General features: G+C 70.5%; 11 protein-coding genes and 1 pseudogene. 3 read left to right on the plus strand and 9 right to left on the minus strand.

From position 1 onward, the window contains the following. Positions 1-16 precede the first annotated feature (16 nt). Genes WME95_RS27480 through WME95_RS27490 form a run of 3 tightly spaced genes read right to left on the minus strand, consistent with a single transcriptional unit; the run spans position 17 to position 6,201 of the window. A complete protein-coding gene (locus WME95_RS27480) occupies positions 17-1,090 on the minus strand; it encodes a pentapeptide repeat-containing protein (RefSeq protein WP_437902345.1) in 1,074 nt (357 codons plus the stop codon). Continuing rightward, entirely contained in the window at positions 1,087-3,759 is a 2,673-nt protein-coding gene (locus WME95_RS27485; RefSeq protein ID WP_437902346.1) for a DUF2169 domain-containing protein, read from the minus strand. Before WME95_RS27485 ends, WME95_RS27480 begins: the two co-directional genes overlap by 4 nt. Positions 3,760-3,765: 6 nt before the next feature. Further along, a complete protein-coding gene (locus tag WME95_RS27490; RefSeq protein WP_437902347.1) occupies positions 3,766-6,201 on the minus strand; it encodes a type VI secretion system Vgr family protein in 2,436 nt (811 codons plus the stop codon). A 309-nt stretch (positions 6,202-6,510) separates the two neighbouring features. Here WME95_RS27490 and WME95_RS27495 point away from each other — a divergent pair, with 309 nt between their 5' ends. After that, on the plus strand, positions 6,511-7,656 hold the full coding sequence (locus tag WME95_RS27495; protein ID WP_437902348.1) for a hypothetical protein: 1,146 nt from the start codon (positions 6,511-6,513) through the stop codon (positions 7,654-7,656). A gap of 252 nt (positions 7,657-7,908) precedes the next feature. On the opposite strand, the gene WME95_RS27500 is transcribed toward WME95_RS27495, so the two are convergent. The 4 genes and pseudogenes from WME95_RS27500 to WME95_RS27515 all read right to left on the minus strand — a co-directional run bounded on the left by WME95_RS27500 (position 7,909) and on the right by WME95_RS27515 (position 13,459). Next, the gene (locus WME95_RS27500; protein WP_437902349.1) at positions 7,909-8,667 is read right to left on the minus strand and encodes a YbhB/YbcL family Raf kinase inhibitor-like protein; all 759 of its coding nucleotides are present in this window, start codon (positions 8,665-8,667) and stop codon (positions 7,909-7,911) included. Between the two features lie 354 nt (positions 8,668-9,021). Then, positions 9,022-9,687, minus strand: a complete 666-nt coding sequence (locus WME95_RS27505; protein WP_437555504.1) for a pectate lyase — start codon at positions 9,685-9,687, stop codon at positions 9,022-9,024. A 9-nt stretch (positions 9,688-9,696) separates the two neighbouring features. Further along, positions 9,697-10,188 (minus strand): annotated as a pseudogene (locus WME95_RS27510) (pectate lyase); the annotation flags it as partial. 445 nt (positions 10,189-10,633) lie between these two features. Next, entirely contained in the window at positions 10,634-13,459 is a 2,826-nt protein-coding gene (locus tag WME95_RS27515) for a DNRLRE domain-containing protein (protein WP_437902350.1), read from the minus strand. Positions 13,460-14,282: 823 nt separating this feature from the next. On the opposite strand from WME95_RS27515, the gene WME95_RS27520 reads away from it, so the two are divergent. Both WME95_RS27520 and WME95_RS27525 read left to right on the plus strand, forming a co-directional pair. Continuing rightward, entirely contained in the window at positions 14,283-16,181 is a 1,899-nt protein-coding gene (locus WME95_RS27520; protein WP_437902351.1) for a c-type cytochrome, read from the plus strand. Between the two features lie 275 nt (positions 16,182-16,456). Then, entirely contained in the window at positions 16,457-17,440 is a 984-nt protein-coding gene (locus WME95_RS27525) for a hypothetical protein (RefSeq protein ID WP_437902352.1), read from the plus strand. Here the strand turns inward: WME95_RS27525 and cobT are convergent. Then, positions 17,392-19,239, minus strand: coding sequence for a nicotinate-nucleotide--dimethylbenzimidazole phosphoribosyltransferase (cobT, locus tag WME95_RS27530; RefSeq protein WP_437902353.1), 1,848 nt, complete (start codon positions 19,237-19,239; stop codon positions 17,392-17,394). The genes WME95_RS27525 and cobT overlap by 49 nt on opposite strands. Before the next feature lie 186 nt (positions 19,240-19,425). Next, positions 19,426-21,069, minus strand: coding sequence for a flavin-containing monooxygenase (locus tag WME95_RS27535; RefSeq protein ID WP_437902354.1), 1,644 nt, complete (start codon positions 21,067-21,069; stop codon positions 19,426-19,428). Positions 21,070-21,094 lie beyond the last annotated feature (25 nt).

Here is a 21,094-nt window from a genome sequence, read left to right on the forward strand (position 1 = left end):
CGCGCAGCAGGCACGGTCACGCGCGCTGCCCATCGCGCTCGCCGCCGCGGCGCGGCTTCCAGTCCTCGATCGCGGCGAGCTTCTCGTCGTCGCCGAGCCAGCCCGCGCCCGCCGGCACCTTCGCCCCGTCGCGGCGAGCGCGGTGCAGCTTGGTGCGGAACATCGCTGCCTGCGTGAAGTCCGCGCCCGAGAGGTCGCAGTGCGAGAGGTCCGCGTACGCGAGCTTCGCGCCGACGAAGCGCGCGCCGGCGCACGACGCGAAGGCGAGGTACGCCTCGACGAGCTCCGCCCCCGAGAAGTCGGCCTCCGCGAGCGCGGCCCGCTCGAAGATGGAGTTCTGCAGCTTCGCCCGAGGAAACCGCGCCTTCGCCGCGCTCGCCTCGACGAAGAGCGCCTGCGTCAGGACCGCATCGGAGAAATCGCAGTCGGACACGTCGACCCCGGTGAAGTTGCACTGCGTCGCGTCGCAGCCCGCGAAGCTCGATCCAGCGACGCTGCCGCGCATGAACTGCGTGCGGAACAGCTTTGTTCCCTGGAACGCCCGCGCGCCCAGCGCCGCCTCGACCAGCGTCGTGAGCGTCAGGTTCGCGCCGTCGAGCAGCGCGGTGCGCAGGTCGAGCTTGTACAACGTCGCCTTCTCGAGGTTCGCGCGAGAGAAGTTCGCGCCGCCGGCCTTGACCTCGACGAGGTTCGCCCGGTCGAGGTTCGCCCCCTCGAACGAGGCGCGCTCCAGCGAGCACGTCGTCCAGCTGGCGATGGGCGCCTCCGCGCCCGACAGCGCCGCGCCCTCGAAGCTCGACTCGACGAAGGTCGCGCCGATGAGCCTCGCCCCCGAGAGCGTCGCCCCGTCGAGGCGGCTCCGGAAGAACGTCGTCAGGTGCAGGTCCACGCCCGCCGCGTCCACGCCCGACAGATCGCACTCCGAGAACGTCGACTCCTTGACGAGCGCGCCCCGCATCACGCGCGGCATGCGGACCCGGTCGAACACCGCGCCCGAGAGATCCGCGCCCGTCAGGTCGAGCCCGGAGATGTCCACGGCCTGGATCGGGTCCCCGTGGCGGACCTTGTCGAGCACCTCGTCGCGGTTCATGTCGCGCCTCCAGGAGCCGGCGCCGCCTGCCGGTCGAACCGGGTGAACTCGACGCTCGCCTCGGCGAACGTCGTGCGGTTGTCGCCGCGCGCGCGGCTGAAATCGGCCCGGCAGAGCTGCGCGCCCGTGAAGTCGGCCCCCGCCAGGCGCGATTTCGAGAGGATCGCCTCCGTCAGGTTGCACCCGCGGAGCGACGCGCGGTCGAGGTTCGTCCGGATCAAGAGGGCGTTCTTCATGACGGCGCGGTCGAAGGTCGCGCCCGTCGCGTCCGCCTCGGAGAGATCGGTCATCGTCATCTGGGCTCGATCGAACCGCGCGCCGCGCAGGTCCGTCGTCCGGAAGCAGGTCTTGTCGAGCACGGCGTCGCGGAAGTCGGCCTCCGGCAGGCCGCTCTTGTGGACGGCGACCCCCTCGGAGAAGCGCGCCCCCGCGAAGCGGGCCTTCGCCCCGGTGCAGCTCATCAACGACGTCTTGTGCAGCCGAGCGCCCGAGAAGTCCGTGCCGTCGAGCGAGCACTCGAGGAGCATCGCCCGCTCGAGGTTCGCCCCGGCGAGGTTCGCCCCGGCGAAGCTCGTCTGGAGGAACGAGCAGAGCGAGAGATCCGCGCCCGAGAGATCCACGCCGCCCCAGCTCACCTGGAGGGCGTCGGCGCGCTCGAGCTTCGCCCGCTTCAGGCTCGCCCCGGCGAGCCTCGCGCCCATCAGGACGGCCTCGGTCAGATCGGCGTCGTCGAACACCGCGCCCTCGAGGTTCGCCTTGCCCAGGTTCGCGCCCCGGAGCCGCGCGCCCGTCAGGTTCGCGCCAGAGAGGTCGGCTTTCGCGAGCACCGCGCCCTCGAGCACCGCGCCCGAGAGGTCGCAGCCGCGCAGGTCGGCCCCCTCGAGGAACGCGCGCGCGAAGCGCATCCCCCGCAGGTCGACCCCGCGGAAGTCCACGCCGGTGAGATCGCGCTCGTCGAGCGGCTCGCCCGCCTCGCGCGCCGCGTCGACGACGACGCGCGCCATCTCCGAGGCCTCGGCGGTCATCGGCAGGGCCGCGGATCGCAGGTGCGCCGAGCCGCGGTAGCCCTCGCGCGCCGCCTGCTCGAGGCGGAGCAGCTGCTCGGGGAACCCTGGATCCGCGAGCATCGCCTCCAGCTCGAGGTTCGGCACGCCGCCGAGGCGCGCCGCCTCGGCCAGCTCTGCGTACTGCTGGAGCTGCGCCTTGGCCGAGAAGCGCGGCGGGCCGCCCGGCGGCTCCTCCCCGGTCTGGCCGCGCCGGAGCGCCTCCTCGGACACGTCCATCTCCGCGGCCTGCGCCTTCAAGCGCTCCTCGGCCTCCTTCTTCAGCCGCTCGGCCCTCTCCTTCTCCTCCTCCATCTTCCGCGACGCCGCGTCGAGGTACGTCACCAGCGCGTCGAGATCGTCGACCGGCGGAGGCGCTTCCTCCTCCGGCAGCGGCGCGTCGAGGCCGAATCGCGCCGGGTCGATGCCGTCCGCGAGCAGCTCCTCGCGGCGGCGCTCGCGCTCCCGCTCCGCGCCGCGCCGCAGGTTCTGCATGGCGAGGTTCTCGCTCTTGAGCCACTGCACCATCTCGATGCCGGCGACGTTCGCGGCGACGCCCGACTCGCGGGGCGGCATGAGATCGCTGTCGCTGAGGGACGCGATCGAGCCCCGGTCCTTGTCGATCCGCCGGGCGAGCGCCTCGCGGTAGTGCTCGATCGGCCGGGGGCGGCCGATCTCCTCGCAGGCGACGACGAGGTCGACGATCTCCCCTGCGTCGTCGTCGGCCACGGGCATCGAGCCGTGGAAGATCACGACGCCGAGGTTGGCCGAGGGGAAGAGCCACACCGTGTCGCAGCGGACAGGCAGCTCCAGGAACGCCTCCCCGCTCGCGTCGCGGCGGGTGACGAGCACGCGCGCGGCGAGGCCGGGGAGCGCGCCCTCGATGCGCGGGCGCGTCGGGTGCATGTTCTCCACGAGGAACGCCTCGTCGCCGCGGAGCGGCTCGGCCAGCCATTGATCGCTCGGCGCGACGTTGAAGAAGGCGGGATCGACGTCGGGCGGCAGGCCGGGCGCCCACTTCTCGACGTAGTCCGCGCCGTACGTCCCCGCGCGGGCGCGGCGCTGGCCGAACGTCACGTCCATCGCGAGGAAGGACGCCGGGCCTGGCCGGTCGCCGGGCGAGCGGATCAGCGCGCCGTAGTGCTCCACGTTCGGCAGCGGGCGGACGCGCTGCCCGCCGCGCTCGATCTCCTCGATCCCCTTCCCGTAGGGGTTCGCCGCGTCCTTCGGCCCGCCGAGCGCGCGCGCCCAGTCGATGGGCATCTCCGAGAACGGCTCCGGCTCCGTGAAGCCGTGGCCGCTCCAGTACCGGTCGCCCAGCACGGCCAGGCGCTTGTCGACGGAGCCGAGCCGCGCCCGGACGAACGACGCGCCGACGCGGCGGCCCTCCGGGGCGTAGCACCGGCCCGCGACGAGGAGCTCGCCGCGCGCCTTCGTGATGCCGTCGTCGAGCGGGAGGCTCCCGAGCGCCGCCGTCGCGGCCTGCCAGAACGACATCTCATCGACGAGCGCGCGCGGCGCGTCGAGGGGGAACGCCATCATGGCGCCCACGTGGAACCTGAGGCGCCGCGCGACCTCGACGACGCGCGTGAGCGCCGGGACCTTGAGGGGTTTGACGACTCGCATCCGCGCTCAGATCTTCGTGAAGGCGCTGTTCCACGCGATGACCCCAGCGAGGGTCAGCGCGATCGCCTGCTGCTTCAGGTAGGTGCCGAACTGATCCATCTTGGCGCCGACAGCCTTCTTGTCCATCGCCGCGAAGTCGAGCTTGATCAACGACGTCTCGAGCTTGAGCAAGTAGGCCTGCTGGGCGAGCGCGGCGTGGTCCGTCTTGATGACGCCGGTCGCCCCCTTGTAGACGAAGAGCTCGTGCTTGTTCGGCGTGAGGTCGAACGTCAGCCCGAGCACCTCCCACTTCAGGTTGGTGGCCGTGATCTTCGCGTTGGGCGCCTTGATCAGGAAGTTCGTGTCGGACTTCAGGTCGACGTCCGCGCCGAAGTGGCCCTTCCAGGTGGTGGCGACCTCCGTCTTCCAGCTCTTGTAGTCGTCGAAGTTCTCGGCCGTGACCTTGTGCATCCACGGCCCGGTCACCGTCGACGAGCCCTCCGGCTCGATCGTCTGCTCGAACTTGCCGTGGACGTCATGCTTCATCCCGCCGCTCGTGATGGTCAGCGTCATCCCGTCGGTGATGGTCTGCTTCATGCCGCCGGCTTCGACCGTGTCCTCGCGGCCCGTCTTGATCGTGGTCTTGCGCGTCGCGTAGTAGGTCTCCGTCGCCGCGGCGGTGACCTGGAGCGTGTACGTCCCGCCGATGCCCGCCCAGAGGTTGCAGACCACCATGCTGAACTTGTTGCCGCTGACGTTCTCCCAGGAGTCGCCGCCGATCCATGAGCCGCCGTCTCCCGAGGTCGTCTCGAGGTAGCTGAACGTGACGTCGACGAGGCTGCTGCCGGCGATGGCCGGGTCGGCGTTCTCGGGGGACAGGAACGTGCCGGTCTGCGTGTCGCCGTCGCCCGTGTAGACCGCCCCGTGGTTGGCGCTCGGCGTCCCCATGTAGATGCCGGTGCGGTTGTTCGGCGTGCTGAGGAAGATGAACTCCTTGCCCTGCTCGTCCTCGAGCACGAGCTGGTTGCCGCTCCCCGTCCGGATGATGTTCTGGCTGAGGTTGCGCTCCGCGACGACGCTCGGCCGGTGCGCGTTGGGCACGACGCCGGCGATGAAGGGCCGGTCCGGGTCGCCGCCGAGGAAGGAGATCATCACCTCGGTGCCCTTGCGCAGCGGGAAATGGAAGCCCTCGGTCGTCCCGCCGTGCGGCTGCATCATGCGCACCCGCGTCGAGATGCGCGCGTCGGGCAGGCCGCTCGTGTCGAACTCGAAGCGCACGAGGTAGCGGCCGTCGGCGTCGATCTGCGCGTACTGGCTGTCGGCGGGGCCGCAGACGATCGCGTTCTCGAACCCGTAGATGCGCGGCCACGGCGTCGCCTGCGGCGCGCGGAACTGCACGTCGGCCGGGATCGCGAGCAGCTTGATCGCGTAGATGTCCTTGGCCGAGAGCCCCGTCAGCCGCGCGACCTCGGGCGTGATCCCGGCGACCGACGCGCTGTGCTGCACCTCGAGCGCGAGCCACTGGTCGACGACGTCGGCGGGCTGATCGTCCAGCGAGAACCGGTACCCGGCCCGCGGCCCGAGCGCGTCGCCGCTCCCGCGCAGGGTCACCTCGCGGCAGCCGATCGACTGCGCGCGCACCTGCGCGAGGCGCTCGGCGTCGCTCTGCACGAAGACGCGGAAGCCGTACTCGCGGATCGCCCCCACCCCGTTCGCGGTGATGCTGCTCTCGCCCTTCACCGACGCGGACGGGTTCGAGTAGTTGTAGTCGGCGATGGTCACCGTCTTCGGCAGCCACTGCACGGTCTGCTCGATCTGGTGCAGGCCCGGCGGCGCGGTCACGTCGTCGCCGAAGAGCGGGACGTAGCGCACGACCCCGCCGCCCGGGAAGTCGTCGTGCAGCCCGCGATCGTCGACGATGACGAGCACCTCGCCGGGCCCGTCCTCCGGGTGCTCGAAGAAGTAGTAGAGGCCCTCGCGCTCGAGCCACCGGTGAAAGAACGCGAGGTGCGTCTCGCGGTACTGCGCGACGAACTCCTCGACCGGGTAGTCGCCGTCGTTGATCGAGAAGCGGAATTCGCCGCCCGCGAGCCCGCCGTTCTGGAGCGTCGCGGAGAGGAACTCCTTGACGGGCTGGTTCGTGAAGACGTGGCTGCGCCAGAAGTGGCGCAAAAACCAGAGCTTCGGCACGAGCAGCGCCTGGTACAGCGCCCGCTCCGCGCTCTGGTGCAAGAGGCGAACGCTCGCGATGACGCCGTGCACGACGAGCGGGTCCTTCCCGTCGCCGCGGCTCGCGCGCACCGTCGCCCGCTCGCCCACCGCCTTGCGCACGTCGGTGCTCGTCGGGACGGAGAAGAAGAGCTCGAACTCGTACGGCTGCGAGACGTGCTCGGTACCGCGAAAACCGATGAAAGCAACGCTGGCGAGTGCCGAGCACGAGAGCGAGAAACCGTCTGGGCGCATGGAGAGCCTCATCATCCCGGGCCTGGTGTTGAGGGCGGAATCTCCGTGCGTCGCGTCGCGGTGTCAACGTCTGCATGCACCACGAGAGTGCTGTGGAACAGCGGATCCGGTGGTGGGACGAGAGCGCACCTGTGCGACGTTTGCCGCGCAGCGCGGGCTCGACGGCGCGCGCTTGACGACGATCGGCCCTGCCGTGTCAGGCTCGTGGACGCCGAAGGGAGGCGGCGTGGCAGACATCGTTCCTCCGGAAGGCAGGCGCGCGCCGGGTTTTTCGCACGGGCGCGCCGGTTTGCGCTCTCATGGCCGGCCATGGAACCCCGGATCTGGCTGCTCGTGAGCCGATACCACCTCGACGCCGGGCTGTCGTCGCTCCTGGTGGACGGCGTCGCGACGGCCGGCTTGCTCGTCCTCGCGGCGCTCGCGCTCCGGCTCTCGCGCCGGCAGCGCCGCGCCGCCGCGCAGGCCGAGGCCTCGTTCATGCCCGGCGCCGCGCTCGCCCCCGGCGAGGCCGTCGTCATGGGCACCGTCGAGCGGGAGCAAGGCGCGGACGTGGCGGTGCGCGTCGAGATCGAGGAGGAAGGGTCCGAGTCCGAGACCTCCGGGGTCTGGACCTACCAGTGGGCCGAGACCGGCCGCAAGGTCCGAGTCCACCCCTTCTATCTTCGCCACGCGTCCGGCGCGCGCATCCGGGTCGAGCCGGGCGAGGACGTGCAGCTCGTCGACGCGCTCGACGGCATGATCCGGATCGATCTCACCCGGCGCGTCCGCGTGGCCGAGCTCCTTCCAGGCGAGAGGGTCTTCGCGATCGGCGAGCTCCGGCGCGCGCCCGATCCCGAGGCGCAGGCCCAGGGGTACCGCGAGCAGGCGCAGGGATACCTGCTCGCGCCCCCGCGCGGGGGGCGCATGCTCCTCTCGTCCGAGCCGCTCGGCGAGCGGTTCGCGCGCAGGGCGGCGTTCCACATGCGGTGGGCCATCGCCGCGGCCGTCGCGTCGCTCGTGTTCAACATGGCGTTCGCGGCCTTCCACGCGCGCCGCTGGCTGGGCGAGACGGTGGACGTCCGCGTGACGCGGCTCCAGGAGAACGAGGACGGCGACCACACCCGCTTCGAGGTCACGATGCGAGGCGATGGCGGCGCCGCCTTCTCCGACGAGGTGTCCCACGGCGCGTTCGCCCGCCTCCGCGAGGGCGAGACGGTGAAGGCGCGTTATGTCCCCTCGTGGAGCTCAGCCAGCGCCATCGGCCCCGACGTGACGGCCCACTCCGTGGCCTACGCCGCCTTGCCGCTCCTCGGCGTCCTCGCGCTCGCGTATCTCGCTCGCGCGCACGCCACACGGCCCTGGTACGAGAAGAAGCTGTTCGAACAGGGGAGCGGCAAGCTCGCGGAGACCCTGTCTTCCCCGCAGCAGGCCCCGAAGCGTCCGGAAGGCCGCCGCCGGGACCCCACTTCTGGATGACGGACCGCTCGAGTCGGCAGGCGCTGCGCATCCGACGACGGTCATCGAGACATCGCACCTGCGACCCCGGGGTCAAGCTGTAGAGCTGACAAATCCCCTCATCTTATTGGCATTCCGGGAAAGAGGAGCTTGAACAGGGAGGCGAGGAGACAGGGAGATTCATGAAATTTTACTCCCCGCCTCCCCGCCTCCCTGTGAATCTTCTCGAAACACTCGAGAGGATGCTTCAGGACCGAGAAAGCAGCTGCCGTTTCATCGACTCGAGAAGGCGTTGGACGTGCCGGTGAGCTTCGCGCTGCCCAGGTTCTTCGCCTCGAGCTTGGTCTCCGCGTCCCTCACTGCAGCCGTGCCGCTGCCCGTGATCGTGATCGACTCCTCGGCGAGCGCGTAGATCGTGAACTCGTAGGTGTCGGTCTTCGTGCCGGTGCTGGAGCCGAAATTGGGGCAAGGCCCGAGGTAGTTCGAGTTCTGCTGGGCGCCGAGCTTCGTCGCGTCCGCCTGCTTGAACCCCTCGGGCAGCGAGGTGGTGGTGGCAGGAATGTTGTACAGAACCCAGTGATAGCCGTTGGGCTGCGACGGCGTCGCGTGCGCCAGCGTGACATCGATGAAGGTGATGGCGTAGCTCTTCGTGCCCGCGGGCCCCGCGGTCCAGTGGAGCTCCGGCATGACGCTGTTCTGGAAGCCGGCGGTCTGGCAGGTGTACTTGTCGGCGAACTTGGCGCCTTCCGCGTGATTGGTGCTCGCGAGCGCGAACTCCTCGGAGGGCGCGCCGCCGCTCCCTCCGGAGCCGCCCTCTCCGCTCCCGCCGACTCCCGTCGCGCCACCCTCTCCGCTGCCCCCTGCCCCCGACGTCGTGGTGGTCGAGGCGTCGCCGCCGCTCGAGCTCGAGCTGTTGGCGCTGCTGCTGGTGCTGCTGCTGGCGCTCGGTGAGCCGGAGCTCGCCGCGGTCCCGCCGCCGTCCCCCGACACATCGGGATCGCTGCTGGAGCAGTTCAGGATGGCGAATGGCATGGCCGCGAAGGCGAGGTATCGAGCGCTACGTGTGAGCCTATCCGTGATGGTACGCATTGGCGCATGATGCCACACCGGCGTTCCTATCGCGATGACAGTCGCTTCTCTCCTCGCGACAAAGATCCGCAATTTAGCGGTACATTTCCCGGAACAGTGAGTGATCGAAGAATGTGAACGTTGACATGAGCGCGCCTGACGCGACACATCGCTCCAGGCCTCTCGCCCGCCTCTCGCCAGCTCGCCAGAGAGGAAGAGACGGAGCGGAGGGCCCTTGACCCTTGACACCGCGCGAGAGCGAGCAGGAGCGCCCGCGAGGACGCTCCTGCCCTGGCGGAAATGTGCAGAACCGCCGGGTCAGTATTGCGTGTTGTTGGACGTCGTGATCTTCGAGGAGCTCACGCCCATGAAGAGCGCCTTGCCGATGCCGCTGTAGCGGGTGTTCGTCATCGTCACGCTGCTGCTGCCGCTGTCCGTCCTGAAGATGGACTCCTTCATCTTCGAGATGTCGCACCGGTCGATGAAGACGTCGACCTTGAAGTCGGTCCCCCCGTTCTGCCGGATGAACTTGCCGGCGTTCTGCGCCGTGAAATTCGACACCTTGAACGTGCTGGCCGCGTTGATCTGGAACACCTTGTCGTCGCCGTTCTTCGCGGAGCCGCCGTTCAGCACCACGGTGCCGGATTTCTTGACCGTCAGGGCGTCTTCGCCGATGTCCTCCCAGACGATGTTCTCGAGCGTGACGTTGCCGTACGTGTGAATGCCGTCGGCCGCCGGCGCGCCGAGGACCACGTTCTTCAGCTTCGCGCCGTCCTCGAGCTTGAACACCGGCTTCTGGTCCTCGGCCTGGCTGCCGTCCCCGAGCGTGTTCTTGTCGGCGATGTACCGCTTGCCGCCGCCGTCGAACGTCTCGCCCGCCTTCACGATGATCGTCGAGCTGACGACGCCGCCGTTCCCCGCCGTCGTGGTGCCGCCGCCCGAGCTGCTGCCGCCCGAGCTCCCGCCAGAGTCGCCGCCGCCCACCGGCACGAGCTCGATGTAGTCGACCTTCAGGTCGTACCCCGACGACGAGGAGTTCTTGCCCTTGCACGTGAGCGCGAACTCGACATTGCCAGAGAGCGATTTCTCCCCGAGCGTCGCGGTCGTCCAGCTGTCGCCGGTGGAGGAGCCATAAGCGTCGAAGGACTTCACCGACGATCCCTTCACGGCGAGCTCGTACTTGCCGTACACGTTCCGCGTGGCGTAACGAAGGACGATCTTGTACGTGCCGGACGCGACCGACGCGGAGAACTTGAAGGTGTCCCCGCTCTGGTTGGCGCGGAGCTTCACGTTGTCCGCGTTGTCTTCGATCCTGTCGCCCGACGAGATGGACCAGCTCTGGTTCTCGGCCTCGATCCTCACGGCGCTGAGCGCGTCGCTCGCCGAGTCCACGTCCACATCCAGGTCGGCGCCGTCCGCCGCGAGGCAGCCGGCGAGGCCGAACGACAACAGGGCACCGAAAGCATAGGTCAATTTCAAGCTCATGAGTTCATCCCTCAATCATTAACGTTGCGCGCGACCGACGACCCCCACCCTTCACCCCCTCTGCGCACCCCTCCCCCCACGGGTCGTCATGTCCTCACGATGTCCACGTGATGTCTTGTCCTGTCTTCACGTGGAGAGCAATGCCCAGGCCACGGCGCGCCATCACCACCGGCAGCACATCAGGGCACCATGATTGCATTTTTCCGCCGAAAGACGGCGTTTCACCGGCTCCGGCGAACAGGCACGCTCGCGGCTGTCATGGCCCGCTGTCAACGACGTCAACCTGCGGTTGACAGTTGCGCCCGCAGGCGGCTCGACGGCGCGAGCCTGCCCTCCGGGCGCTCTTGCGGCGCTCAGCGCTGACCAGGGATGGATCGGAGATCGTGGACGCGCGCGGGGCGACGAGGCGGGCCGGCGATGCCCGCCGGGGCGTCGCCGTGCGCGGTCACTCTGCGTAGCAGACCTCGAGGCGCGGGCGGCGCGACGCCGTGGTGTCTTCGCTGGCCCGCCACTGCGTCGCCCCCGCCACGTCCTCTTCCATCACGAACCCGTAATTCGGGAGGACGCCGCTCACCCAGTCCTGCACCAGGTCGGTGAGGTTGGCGGTCCGCTCGCCGGTGCCGTTGACGGTGACGATCGACGCGAAGCTGAGCGGCTCCCAGCTCTGGTTGTAGCTGTTCCAGCTCACGGTCGTCTCGCCCCAGGGCGCGAGGGCCTCGTGGAGACGAACGGTGGTGACCGACGACTTGTACACCTGATTCATCGTCAAGGTGGCCGAGTAGACCGGCGCGCCGGCGGGGATGAACGAGAGGTCGAACCAGACCAGCGCAGCACGGAAGCCTCCGGTGCCGGCTCCGCCCGTGTAGATCGACGGGTACGACCCATCCTTGTAGGTCGGCGAAGCCGACCAGAGCGTCGCGTCCCAGACCGTGCCGAAGACGCCGCGCTGCACGGTCCTGCAGACGGGCGTGCCTCCGGAGCCAGCGCCGCCGGCCCCGCCCGCGCCGCCGCTGCCCACGCTCATCGAGCTGCTCATCATGACGCTGCCTGTGCTCGTGCTCGAGGCGCTCGAGCTGCTGCTCGTGCTGGATACGCCCGTGCTGCTGCTGCTCGTGCTGGATACGCTCGTGCTCGAGGCGCTCGAGCTGCTGCTCGAGCTGGACGAGCTCGAGCTGCTGGACGAGCTCGAGCTGCTGCTGCTCCCGCTGCCGGGTGGCGCATAGGTGAGCGTCAGCTCCATGTCGAAGGACAGATCGGTCGAATTGGGGGCCGATTGCTTGACCATCACGGCGAGGATGTTGCTTCCGACCACGAAGGAGCTCGGGGAGAGCGTCACCGTGGTGAGCTCGTCGTCGCGCGACTCCGCGGACGCATAGTCACCGTAGGCCGTGTTGGCCACGCGCTTCGATGCCACCTGGGCGCCGTTGAGCCAGACGACAACGCCGTCGTCGTGGATGAGCTTCATGGTCGCCTGCGCGACCGGCCCGTCGATCGGGATGATCTTGCGGAAGTAGGCGGTGGGATACGACGGCGTGGCCCGGTAGAGGGCCGTGCTCTCCCCGCCGTCGCCGTAGCCGAGCTGCCCCCAGCCCCCCTTCCACGAGGAGTCGTCGAACGTGAGGTTCCGCCAGGCCGTACCCCGGTCGACGCCCAGGTCGTCGTAAACCCAGTAGTCGCCGAAGTAGACCGCCGTGCGGGGGAGGCTCTGGATCGTGAAGCCGGCGTTGCTCTCGTCGGAGAGCAGCGGGTGCTCGGCGTCGGAGACGCGCACGAGCGCCGTCGTCGTGTCGGTGGAGGGAACCACCCAGTTGTAGCGGCCCGTGTTGGCGGCGCTGCTCGTGATCGTGGTCCAGGTCGCGCCGTTGTCGGTCGTGTACTCGATCCGGACGGTGGGGATGTTCCCCACGGTCGCCCAGCGGATCGGGAAGATGCCGCCCGGCGGCAGGCGCTCCCCGCCGTCGGGCGCCGCGACGTCGAGGGCCGTTCCCTTCACGATCGCGAAGCGATCGCTGATCACGCCGTCGTAGCGAACGTTGGACACCGTGAGCCGGTTGTCCTCGACGTCGAGGAGGCACGAGCCGCTCTGCGCCTCGTTGAAGTACATGAGCGGGTGGCCTCCCGAGCCGCCCACGTACGTGCCGTGGCCGGCGACGACATGGACCGCCCCTTCGTGGCTCCCCTTGCCAGGGAGCTTCACGTAGGGGCCGTCGCCGAGCGGCTTGCCGTCGTGCCCGTCGACGATGTGCCCGTCCGCCGTGGTCGGCGTATCGTAGGCGCCGTCCACGAGGAACGAGCGCTCGTAGTTGTGCGAATGGCCCGCGAGCACGAGGTCGACGCCGCCCGCGTCGAGGATGGGCGCGAGGTACTCCCGGTGCTCGATGATCAGCCAGTCCTCGTCCGAGTCGTGGGTGCCCTTCGTGTACATCGGAAAGTGCATGTACGCGATGATCCAGTCCTGTTCCGTCGCGGCGAGATCGGCGGCGAGCCAGGCCGCCATCGCGCCGCTCGAGTAACGCGAGGAGCCATAGCCGTCGAGCACGACGAAATGGACGTTCGCATAGTCGTACGAGTAGTAAGCCTCCGTACCGGAGGGAACCCCGCCGGCCTCCCCGGCGGTGGGGAGCACGTAGGCGGTGTAATAAGGACCGGTCTGCGTCGCCGAGTCGGAGCTCAGGCCCTCGTGGTTGCCGAACGTCGGCCACACGACCGTGTTGCGGAGGATCGCCGCGTACTGATTGAAGAAGCCGTTGGTGAACTCCTCGGTGGTGCCGAAGTTGTACGCCATGTCCCCCATGTGCAGGAACAGGTCGGGGCGGTACGCGCCGACGGTGTTCAGCATCGCGTCTCGCGTCGCCCAGGGCGCCGTGCCGCCGTAGCCGGTGTCGCCGATGATCCACGCCCGGAACTTCTTCGGCGTGGACACGGGCGGCGCCGTCTCGAAGTAGAAGGAGGAGGAGCCGCCCGCCAGCACCGCGCTCGATGTACCGACGCTGTAGTAGTAACGGGTGTTCGGCGTGAGCCCGCTGATGAGCACCTCGTGCTGGGTCGCGAGCGCGCCGAGGTCCACCGTCTGCGTCAGATTCGCCGGATCGGTCCCGTAGCGCACGCGGCTGTTCGTGCCCACGTCGGTCGTCCACACCACGTAGACCGAGTTGGGCGTCAACGACTGCAGATAGGGCTGCCTCATCACCGACTGAGCGGCCGCCTCGCCGGCCCACGCCATCGTCACTGCCACCGACGCTGCGGCCAGATGTCCGGGGTTCAATTTCATTGCTTCACCCTCCGAGCTTCCTGATTCATCCCGCCTTGCCTCCAACAAACGCTCGCCATGCGGCGAGCCGGGCGCCTTCCCGGCACGGTCACGTCAGCGATCGCATCGCGCCGGATACCGTTCGCGATCAGCGCATCGGACGTGAACGCGCTGCTACCATCTTACCGAAACCACACATGAGAGATCATCTTAAATCGGAGAGCCTCGCGCCGGCGGCAGACCACTCCGTTCTCTGTCTCTGAGCCGCGCCGGAGGGCAGCGAGTGCCGGGGCGCGCTCAAGCACAACAGAATTCCGTCGCGACTGTCGAGCGAGCGCCAACACTGGCCAACACTGGCCAACACTGAATACGTGTCCGGCGCCGACGGCGGGCGCTCGTCGTCCCAGCGCTCAGTCGCGTCCGCTCGCTCTTGCACGGGCGCTCGCACGGAGGATGGACGCCGGGGCCTTCGCCCGTAGCCGCCTCGCGCGACAGCGGTAGGTCAGTCTTGCAAAACCTTTCTGCTCCCTGGCCAGCCGGTGCGGCGCCCCTTAACGCCACGCTGCGGGATCATCATGAGGACCTCAAAGCATTGTCGTCGAGCAGCGGGTCGCTGCAGGATCGAGGGAAGCTAGCATGAACTCTTTTTCGATTGTATGAGGGATACGTGACATCGCGATTTCTGGTTGTTCTCCGCCTCCGCCGCCTAGCCGCGCGACCTGGGCGCATGATCGCGACGGGGGTGGGCGCTGGATCGCCGGCGCGGGCCGGCTCCACCCCGCGCCTTCCACGGCTCCCGCGACTCCCGCGTATCTCGCGAGCAACGACGGCCGGGCGCACCGCCATGGCGGCGGTCGGCGCGGCCGCCATGGCCGCCGTCCTGCTCCTGGGCGAGCGCCCTGCGCTGGCGGATCCGGGGGAGCCGGCCGAGGTCGAGGCGCGCCGCCTCGTCCATGTGCTCGGCTATGTCGCCATGGACTACGGCGGGAGCGTCGCGAACGGCGCCGTCACCAGCGTCATCGAGTATGACGAGCAGCTGGCGCTGCTCGGCGAGGCGATCCAGGTCGCCACCCGCATCCAGCCGTCCGCGCTCGAGAGCGGGGCGGGCGACCTCGCGCAGGGCATCGTCGGCGTGCGTGAGCTCGTCGAGGCGAAGGTCGCCGCGGATCGAGTCGCCATCGCGGCCAGGGGCGCGCGCGACCGGGTCGCGTCCGCCTTCCGGCTGGCGGAGGCGCCGCTCTCGCGGCCCGACGCGGCGCGCGGCGCGGCGCTCTACCAGGAGAACTGCGCCACCTGCCACGGCCCGACGGGGCACGCCGATACCCGGCGCGCGGCGAGCCTGGTCCCGCACCCGGCGAACTTCCACGACGCGATCATCGCCGAGCAGCTCGCGCCCATCGGTGTCGAGTCCGCGGTTCGATTCGGCGTCAGCGGCACGGCCATGGTGCCGTTCACCTTTCTCTCCGCCCGCGACCGCTGGGACCTCGCCTTCCACGTCGCCGGCCTCCACCACCCCGAGCCCGGTGAAAGCCCGAGGCCGCTCGATCTCCCGGGCTACTCGATGGTCGAGCTCGCGGTCCGCTCCGACGCGGACCTGCGCGCCGAGCTCGCCGCGCGCGGGATCCCCGCCGAGCGGCACGCGGCGCTCCTCGCGGAGCTCCGGCGGCGCGTGGCCTATGGCGGCGAGGCCGCGTCACACCCCCTCTCCATCGCGCGCGCCGCGCTCGACAGGGGGCGCGCCGCGCTGCGCGAGGGCAGGCTCGTCGACGCGCGCGAGGCGCTCAGCACAGCCCAGCTCGACGGCATCGACGTGGCCGAGGCGAGCGTCCGCACCGTGAACGAGGCGCTCGCGAGCGACCTCGGCGACGGCGCCTTCGCCCTTCGAGCGGCGCTCGCGGCAGGCGCGACGACAGACGCGCTCGACGCGGGCATGGCCACGCTCCTGCGCGACGCGACCTACGCCGAGGTCGCGCTCGCGCGGTCCGGAGTCGCGCCAGGTCGGCTCGTGGCCCAGGTCTCGAGCCGCCTGGCGCTGCGCGAGCTCGCCCCTGCGGCGCTGTTCCTCGCCGCGCTCGCCGCCGTCGCGTCGTCGCGGAGCCGGCGTGTCGTCCACGTCGCGTCGGGCGCGGCGCTGGTGCTCGCGCTCGCCGCCTGGGTCGCGGCGGCGCTCGGGCACATGACCGGCTTCTGGCGAACGCTCACGGCAGGCGCGACGATCTCGCTCGCGCTCGCGGCGCTCGCCGGCGCGGCGGCGCTCGCCCGGCGGCGCGGCGCGCTGCAGGTGCGCTCGCAGGATCCATGGCATGGCGGCCTGTCGCGAGGCGGCCGAGCGGCCGTGTTCGCGGCCGCGCTGCTGGCCGGCTTCGGCGCGGCGTTCTCGGCGCTCGACGCCGCGCTCGGGGTGTCGCTCCCCGTCGCGCCGCCCGCCGTGGCCGGGGTGTCGATCACGCTCGCGCTGCTCGCGGCCGGCGCGGCGCTGGTCACCCGCGCGAGCCGGGCGGCCGCGCGCCGCTGGGCGAGCCCTCCCGCCTGGCTCGCCTGTCTGCTGTGCGTCCCGCTCGCCGGCCGCGCCGTGGCCGCCCTCCAGCTCTGCGGGTTGTTGCCGCTCCACCGGATGCCGCTCCCTCGACTCACCGCGCTCGGCATCTACCCTGCGGTCGAGACATGCATTGTCCAGGCAGCGCTGCTCGGGCTCGCGCTCGCCGGCGCGGCCCGCGGCCGCCGCGCCGAAGGGGCGTGTTGACTCGTGCTCATAGGGAGCTCGCGAGAGCTACCGAGTCGCCAACAGGCGATGGCGGAGGCTTCCTCACGAAGACAGCTCATGTAGGGAACGGTCGCCCCGCGCACGCGCAGCCGAGCTGCCTTGATCCGACAGGCTGAGCAGCGCTGGGCCGGCGAGGGGCCGAAAACCGTTGTCTCGAGCCCGCGCCGCGGCGGCTCGCGTCGCGACCGACGCGCTTCCATTCTGGGACGCAGCGTCCTATCGTGATTGGCTGAAGCTTCTCGGAGATCCCTTCCATGACCATGAACAGCAAGCTGGCTTTTGCGCGGTGGACCAGCGGGTGCCTCATTGCGGTGCTCGGGGTTGGATGTGCCCAGATCTTCGGCTTCGATAAGTTGTACGAGGTCGCGCAGGGCAACACCGGAGGCGGGGGCGCTGGCGGCGAAGGCGGCGAAGGCGGGAACACGGGAGGCGGGGGCGCCGGCGGCGAGGGCGGTACGACCAGCAGCACCAGCGGCACGAGCGCGGGAGGCGGGGGCGCTGGCGGCGAAGGCGGCGCCGGCGGGGACGCGGGAGGCGGCGGAGAGGGGGCAGGATGCCCGGAGCCGCCGATGGGCGACCCCACCCTGGAACTGTCGATGATCGACGACATGGAAGATGACAACGACACCATCATCAAAGTGGTGGATGAAACGAACCCCCGGCAAGGGGCCTGGTACGTGGGGAACGATGGCGAGGGGACGCAAACGCCCGACGTGGGTGAGCCGTTCACTATGAGCCTCCTCGAGCCGCCGCGCGGCGACAGCACGTTGGCAGTGCACGTCGAGGGCGATGACCTGTTTTCGAAGTGGGGTGCCCTGTTCGGCTTCCAATTGAACAGCACTTCGGCGTCCAATCAGGGCCTCTACGACGCCTCCGCGTACAGCGGCATCACCTTCTTTGCCTATGCGGACGGCCCCGCCTCGACGAAGGTGACCGTTGACGTCGCCGACGTGCAGACCTGGAGCAAGGGCGGCATCTGCACCACCGAAGGGGGCGGGTGCGACGACCATTTCACCAGGGTCGTCACGCTGAAGAATTGCTGGACTCAGTTCAAGGTGCCCTTCTCCGCCCTCGCGCAGTCCAGCTGGGGCCAGCAGTTCGAGGCGATCGACCTGACGAAGATCTGGGCCATCCAGTTTCGCTTCTCGGCGAGCCGTGCATTCAGCGTGTGGATCGACGACGTGGCGTTCTACAAGGAGCCGGCGCCGGAGACGGAGCCCGAAGCGACGACCCCGTGAGCGCCGGAGCCGCCCGCGGGCTCGCGACGAGGGTCGAGCCCGCTCAGCGTCGAGACGCAGGTGCCGACGAGGTGCAGCCCGAGCACGGCGCCGATCCCCTCGCCCACCCCTAGGCCCAGGTCGAAGAGCGGATCGAGACCGAGCTCGGTGAGCGCGAGGGCCGCCGCCGGCTCGGCCGAGCGGTTCGCGGCGAGGAGCCATGGGCGGAGCGCCGGGGCCATCCTGACGGCGCAGAGGGCCGCGGCGCACGCCGTCAGCCCGTCGACGACGACGCCCATGCGCAGCCGCGCGGCCTCGAGCGCGAAGCCGGCCATCGCGGCGATCTCCAGCCCGCCGACCTTCGCCAGCACATCGAGAGGGTCGGTGGGATCGGGCACGTGAAGCGCGAGCGCGCCGGCGACGACGCTGGCCTCGCGCGCGACGCCCTCCGCGTCGAGGCCGGCGCCCGGTCCCGCGAGGCTCGCCGGCGGCGCGCCCGTGAGGGCGCACAGGACGGCTGTCGCCGCGGTCGTGTTGCCGACGCCGATGTCGCCGGCGCCCGCGAGCGTGACGCCCTCCGCGGCGAGCGCGCGGGCGGTCTCGGCCCCCGCCTCCATCGCGCACGCCGCCTCGTCGCGCGTCATCGCCGGCTCGCGCCGCAGGTTGCCGGTGCCACGCCGCACCACCCGCGGCGCCAGCGGGACGACAGGCGCGCAGGGCAGCGCCGAGAGATCGCCCGCCAGGCCGACGTCGACCGCGACCAGCCGCACGCCGTGGCGCGCCGCCAGCGCCGAGACCGCCGCGCCCCCGGCCATCACGTTCGCGAGCCTCGCCGTCGTCGCCGACGAGGGGTGAGCGCTCACGCCCTCCGCGACGACGCCGTGGTCCGCGCAGAACACGGCCAACCCCGGCGCGGGCGGCGAGAGCAGGAGATCGCTGCGCACGCCGGCCCACCACGCCGCGAGCTGCCCGAGCCGCCCCAGGCTGCCCGCCGGCAGGCCGAGCGTGGCCTGGTGCGCACGGGAGGCCTCCATGGCGGCGGCGTCGAGCGGTGAGATCGCCGTCGTGCGGAGCGATGAGCGCGGCGGCTCGCTCGACCGGCCCGCCGCGGGCGCGCTGGCGCCGTCGCGGTCTTGCCAGATGCCATGTTCGTGGACGACCTCATCGACCGCGCGCCGCTCTCGCCAGCCGCTCTCTTCCAGCATCGGTCGCCGCCGGAACGCGACGGGGTGGCCCAGGCAGAGATACGCTATCGGCTCCACGCCCGGCGGGAGGCGCAGCTCGTCGCGGAGGACGGCGGGCTCCACGATGCTGACCCAGCCGACGCCGACGCCCTCGGCGCGCGCGGCGAGCCAGAGGTTCTGCACCGCGCAGCACGCGCTCGCGCGCACCGCCTGGGGCTGGACGATGGTGCCCAGGATCGCCTCCCCGCGCGGCCTCAGATCGACAGCGACGCACACGTTGAGCGACGCCTCGAGGATCCCCTCGAGGCGATAGGAGAGGTACTGCTCGCGCCGGCCCTCCGGAAAACGGGCAGCCTCCGCCTGACGGCAGCGAAGGAAGCTCTCGCGGATCCGCGCGCGCTGCGCCTCGTCACGCACCACGACGAAGCCCCAGGGCTGGGAGAATCCCACGCTGGGCGCCAGGTGGGCGGCCTCGAGGATGCGCCGCAGGACAGCCCGGTCGAGCGCGCGCCCCGGCTCGAAATGCCGCACGTCCCGCCGCAGGGCGATGACGTCGTAGACCGCCTGCCGCGCTCCCTCGTCGAAGGCGGCGACGGCCTCCGGGACCAGGTACGACGGTTCGTGTGTGGCGTTCACGGCGGTCAGCTACCACAGTTGCCAGGCGATGGGCAGCCGATGGCCGTGCGCTGCAGATGGCCCCCTCGCGCGTCTCCCTTCGAGCCAGCGAGCCGCGCCGATCGGGCGCTGGGCGAGCGGGGACCGCCGTGCTCGGCCTCCGCGCCGATCGCGCCCATCACGAGGGCCCACCCCGGCTGGACGCGGCTACCCTGCCCTCGACAGGGAGAACCCCTCGTATCCCCGAGCCGCGACCGCCTCGCACCGCTTTCTGTAGGCGCCGACGCCCCCGGCGTAGGGCATGAGGACGCGCGGCTTGCCAGGGATGTTCGCCCCGACGTACCAGGAGCTGGCCAGCGGATACAGCGTGCCGCCGGCCACCTCGCTGGCGTGCGCGACCCACGCGTCCTCCGCCTCGGCGGTGGCCTCGATGCGCGCGAAGCCTCGCTCTCGCAGGTACGCGATGCAGTCCGCGATCCATTCCACGTGCTGCTCGATGGAGACGATCGCATTGCTGAACACGGACGGGCTCCCAGGCCCGGTGATCGTGAACAGGTTCGGGAAGCCGGCGATGGCGACGCCGAGGTAGGTGCGCGGGCCGTCGGCCCACCTCGCCGTGAGCGGCTCGCCGCCCCTCCCGCGGAGCTCGATCCTGGTCAAGGCGCCCGTCATGGCGTCGAAGCCCGTGGCGAACACGAGGCTGTCGAGCGTGTACTCCGCGCTCCGCGTCCGGAGCCCCGTCTTCGTGATCTCCTCGATAGGCGACGCCCTGACGTCGACCAGCGTGACGTTCTCCCGGTTGAAGGTCTCGTAATAGCCTGTGTCGACGCAGAGCCGCCGGGTCCCCAGCGGATACCCCCTCGGCGACAGCGCCTCGGCGACGGCGGGGTCGCGGACGGTCGCGCGGATCCGGGATCGGACGAACTCGGCGGCGGTCTCGTTGGCTTCCCGGGACCGCATCACGTCCGAGAACGTGGCGAGGAAGCCGGTGCCGCCCTGCTCCCAGCGAGCCTGATACGCGCGCTCCCGCTCCTCGGGCGGCACCTCGAGCGCGGAGCGCGGGTCGACGTCCATGATGACCCCGGCGCGCGTCTCGCGGGCCCTCTGCCGGTGCTCCGCGTAGTTCGCCTTCATCCACGATTCATAGGCCGCCTCCAGGGGCGCGTTGCGCGCTGGCACGCTGAAGCACGGGGTCCGCTGGAAGACGAAGAGTCGCGCCGCCTGCTCGGCGATGGCGGGGATGACCTGGACGCCGGACGAGCCCGTGCCGATGACGCCGACGCGCTTGCCGGTGAAGTCGACGCCGCCGTGCGGCCAGTGGCTCGTGTGGTATCGCTCGCCACGGAACGCCTCGAGCCCCGCGATGTCGGGCACCTTCGCGGCGGACAGGCAGCCTGTCGCCATGATCAAGAACCGGGCGGACACGCTGGCGCCGTCGTCGGTCCGGATCACCCACCGATCCGTCGCCTCGTCGAAGGCGGCCGCGGTCACCCGCGTCCGGAGCTGGATGTGCGCGCGGAGCTCGAACCTGTCCGCGACGTGCTCGAGATAACGCAGGATCTCCGGCTGCGTGGCGTATCGCTCGGTCCACGTCCATTCCTGCTGGAGCTCGGGAGAGAACGAATAGGAGTAGTCCATGCTCGCGATGTCGCAGCGCGCGCCGGGGTAGCGGTTCCAGTACCAGGTGCCGCCCACCCCGCCGCCCGCCTCGTAGACGCGGACCGAGAGGCCGAGCCGGCGCAGGCGGTAGAGCATGTACAGACCCGCGAACCCGGCGCCGACGACGACGGCGTCGACGCGGCCCAGCGGCGCGGGGCTGTCCCCTGAACGATTCGGCTGCACGTCAGACATGATGTTCGCCTCCCTCTCCGGACAT

It is taken from the genome of Sorangium sp. So ce327 (assembly GCF_051530205.1).
In the GTDB taxonomy this organism is placed as follows: domain Bacteria; phylum Myxococcota_A; class Polyangia; order Polyangiales; family Polyangiaceae; genus Sorangium; species Sorangium cellulosum_B.

Excerpts from the sequence above, each read along its gene's own strand:
- WME95_RS27480 (WP_437902345.1), bottom strand. The coding sequence starts at position 1,090 with ATGAACCGCGACGAGGTGCTCGACAAGGTCCGCCACGGGGACCCGATC.
- WME95_RS27485 (WP_437902346.1), bottom strand. The coding sequence starts at position 3,759 with ATGCGAGTCGTCAAACCCCTCAAGGTCCCGGCGCTCACGCGCGTCGTC.
- WME95_RS27490 (WP_437902347.1), bottom strand. The coding sequence starts at position 6,201 with ATGCGCCCAGACGGTTTCTCGCTCTCGTGCTCGGCACTCGCCAGCGTT.
- WME95_RS27495 (WP_437902348.1), top strand. The coding sequence starts at position 6,511 with ATGGAACCCCGGATCTGGCTGCTCGTGAGCCGATACCACCTCGACGCC.
- WME95_RS27500 (WP_437902349.1), bottom strand. The coding sequence starts at position 8,667 with ATGCCATTCGCCATCCTGAACTGCTCCAGCAGCGATCCCGATGTGTCG.
- WME95_RS27515 (WP_437902350.1), bottom strand. The coding sequence starts at position 13,459 with ATGAAATTGAACCCCGGACATCTGGCCGCAGCGTCGGTGGCAGTGACG.
- WME95_RS27520 (WP_437902351.1), top strand. The coding sequence starts at position 14,283 with ATGGCGGCGGTCGGCGCGGCCGCCATGGCCGCCGTCCTGCTCCTGGGC.
- WME95_RS27525 (WP_437902352.1), top strand. The coding sequence starts at position 16,457 with ATGACCATGAACAGCAAGCTGGCTTTTGCGCGGTGGACCAGCGGGTGC.
- WME95_RS27535 (WP_437902354.1), bottom strand. The coding sequence starts at position 21,069 with ATGTCTGACGTGCAGCCGAATCGTTCAGGGGACAGCCCCGCGCCGCTG.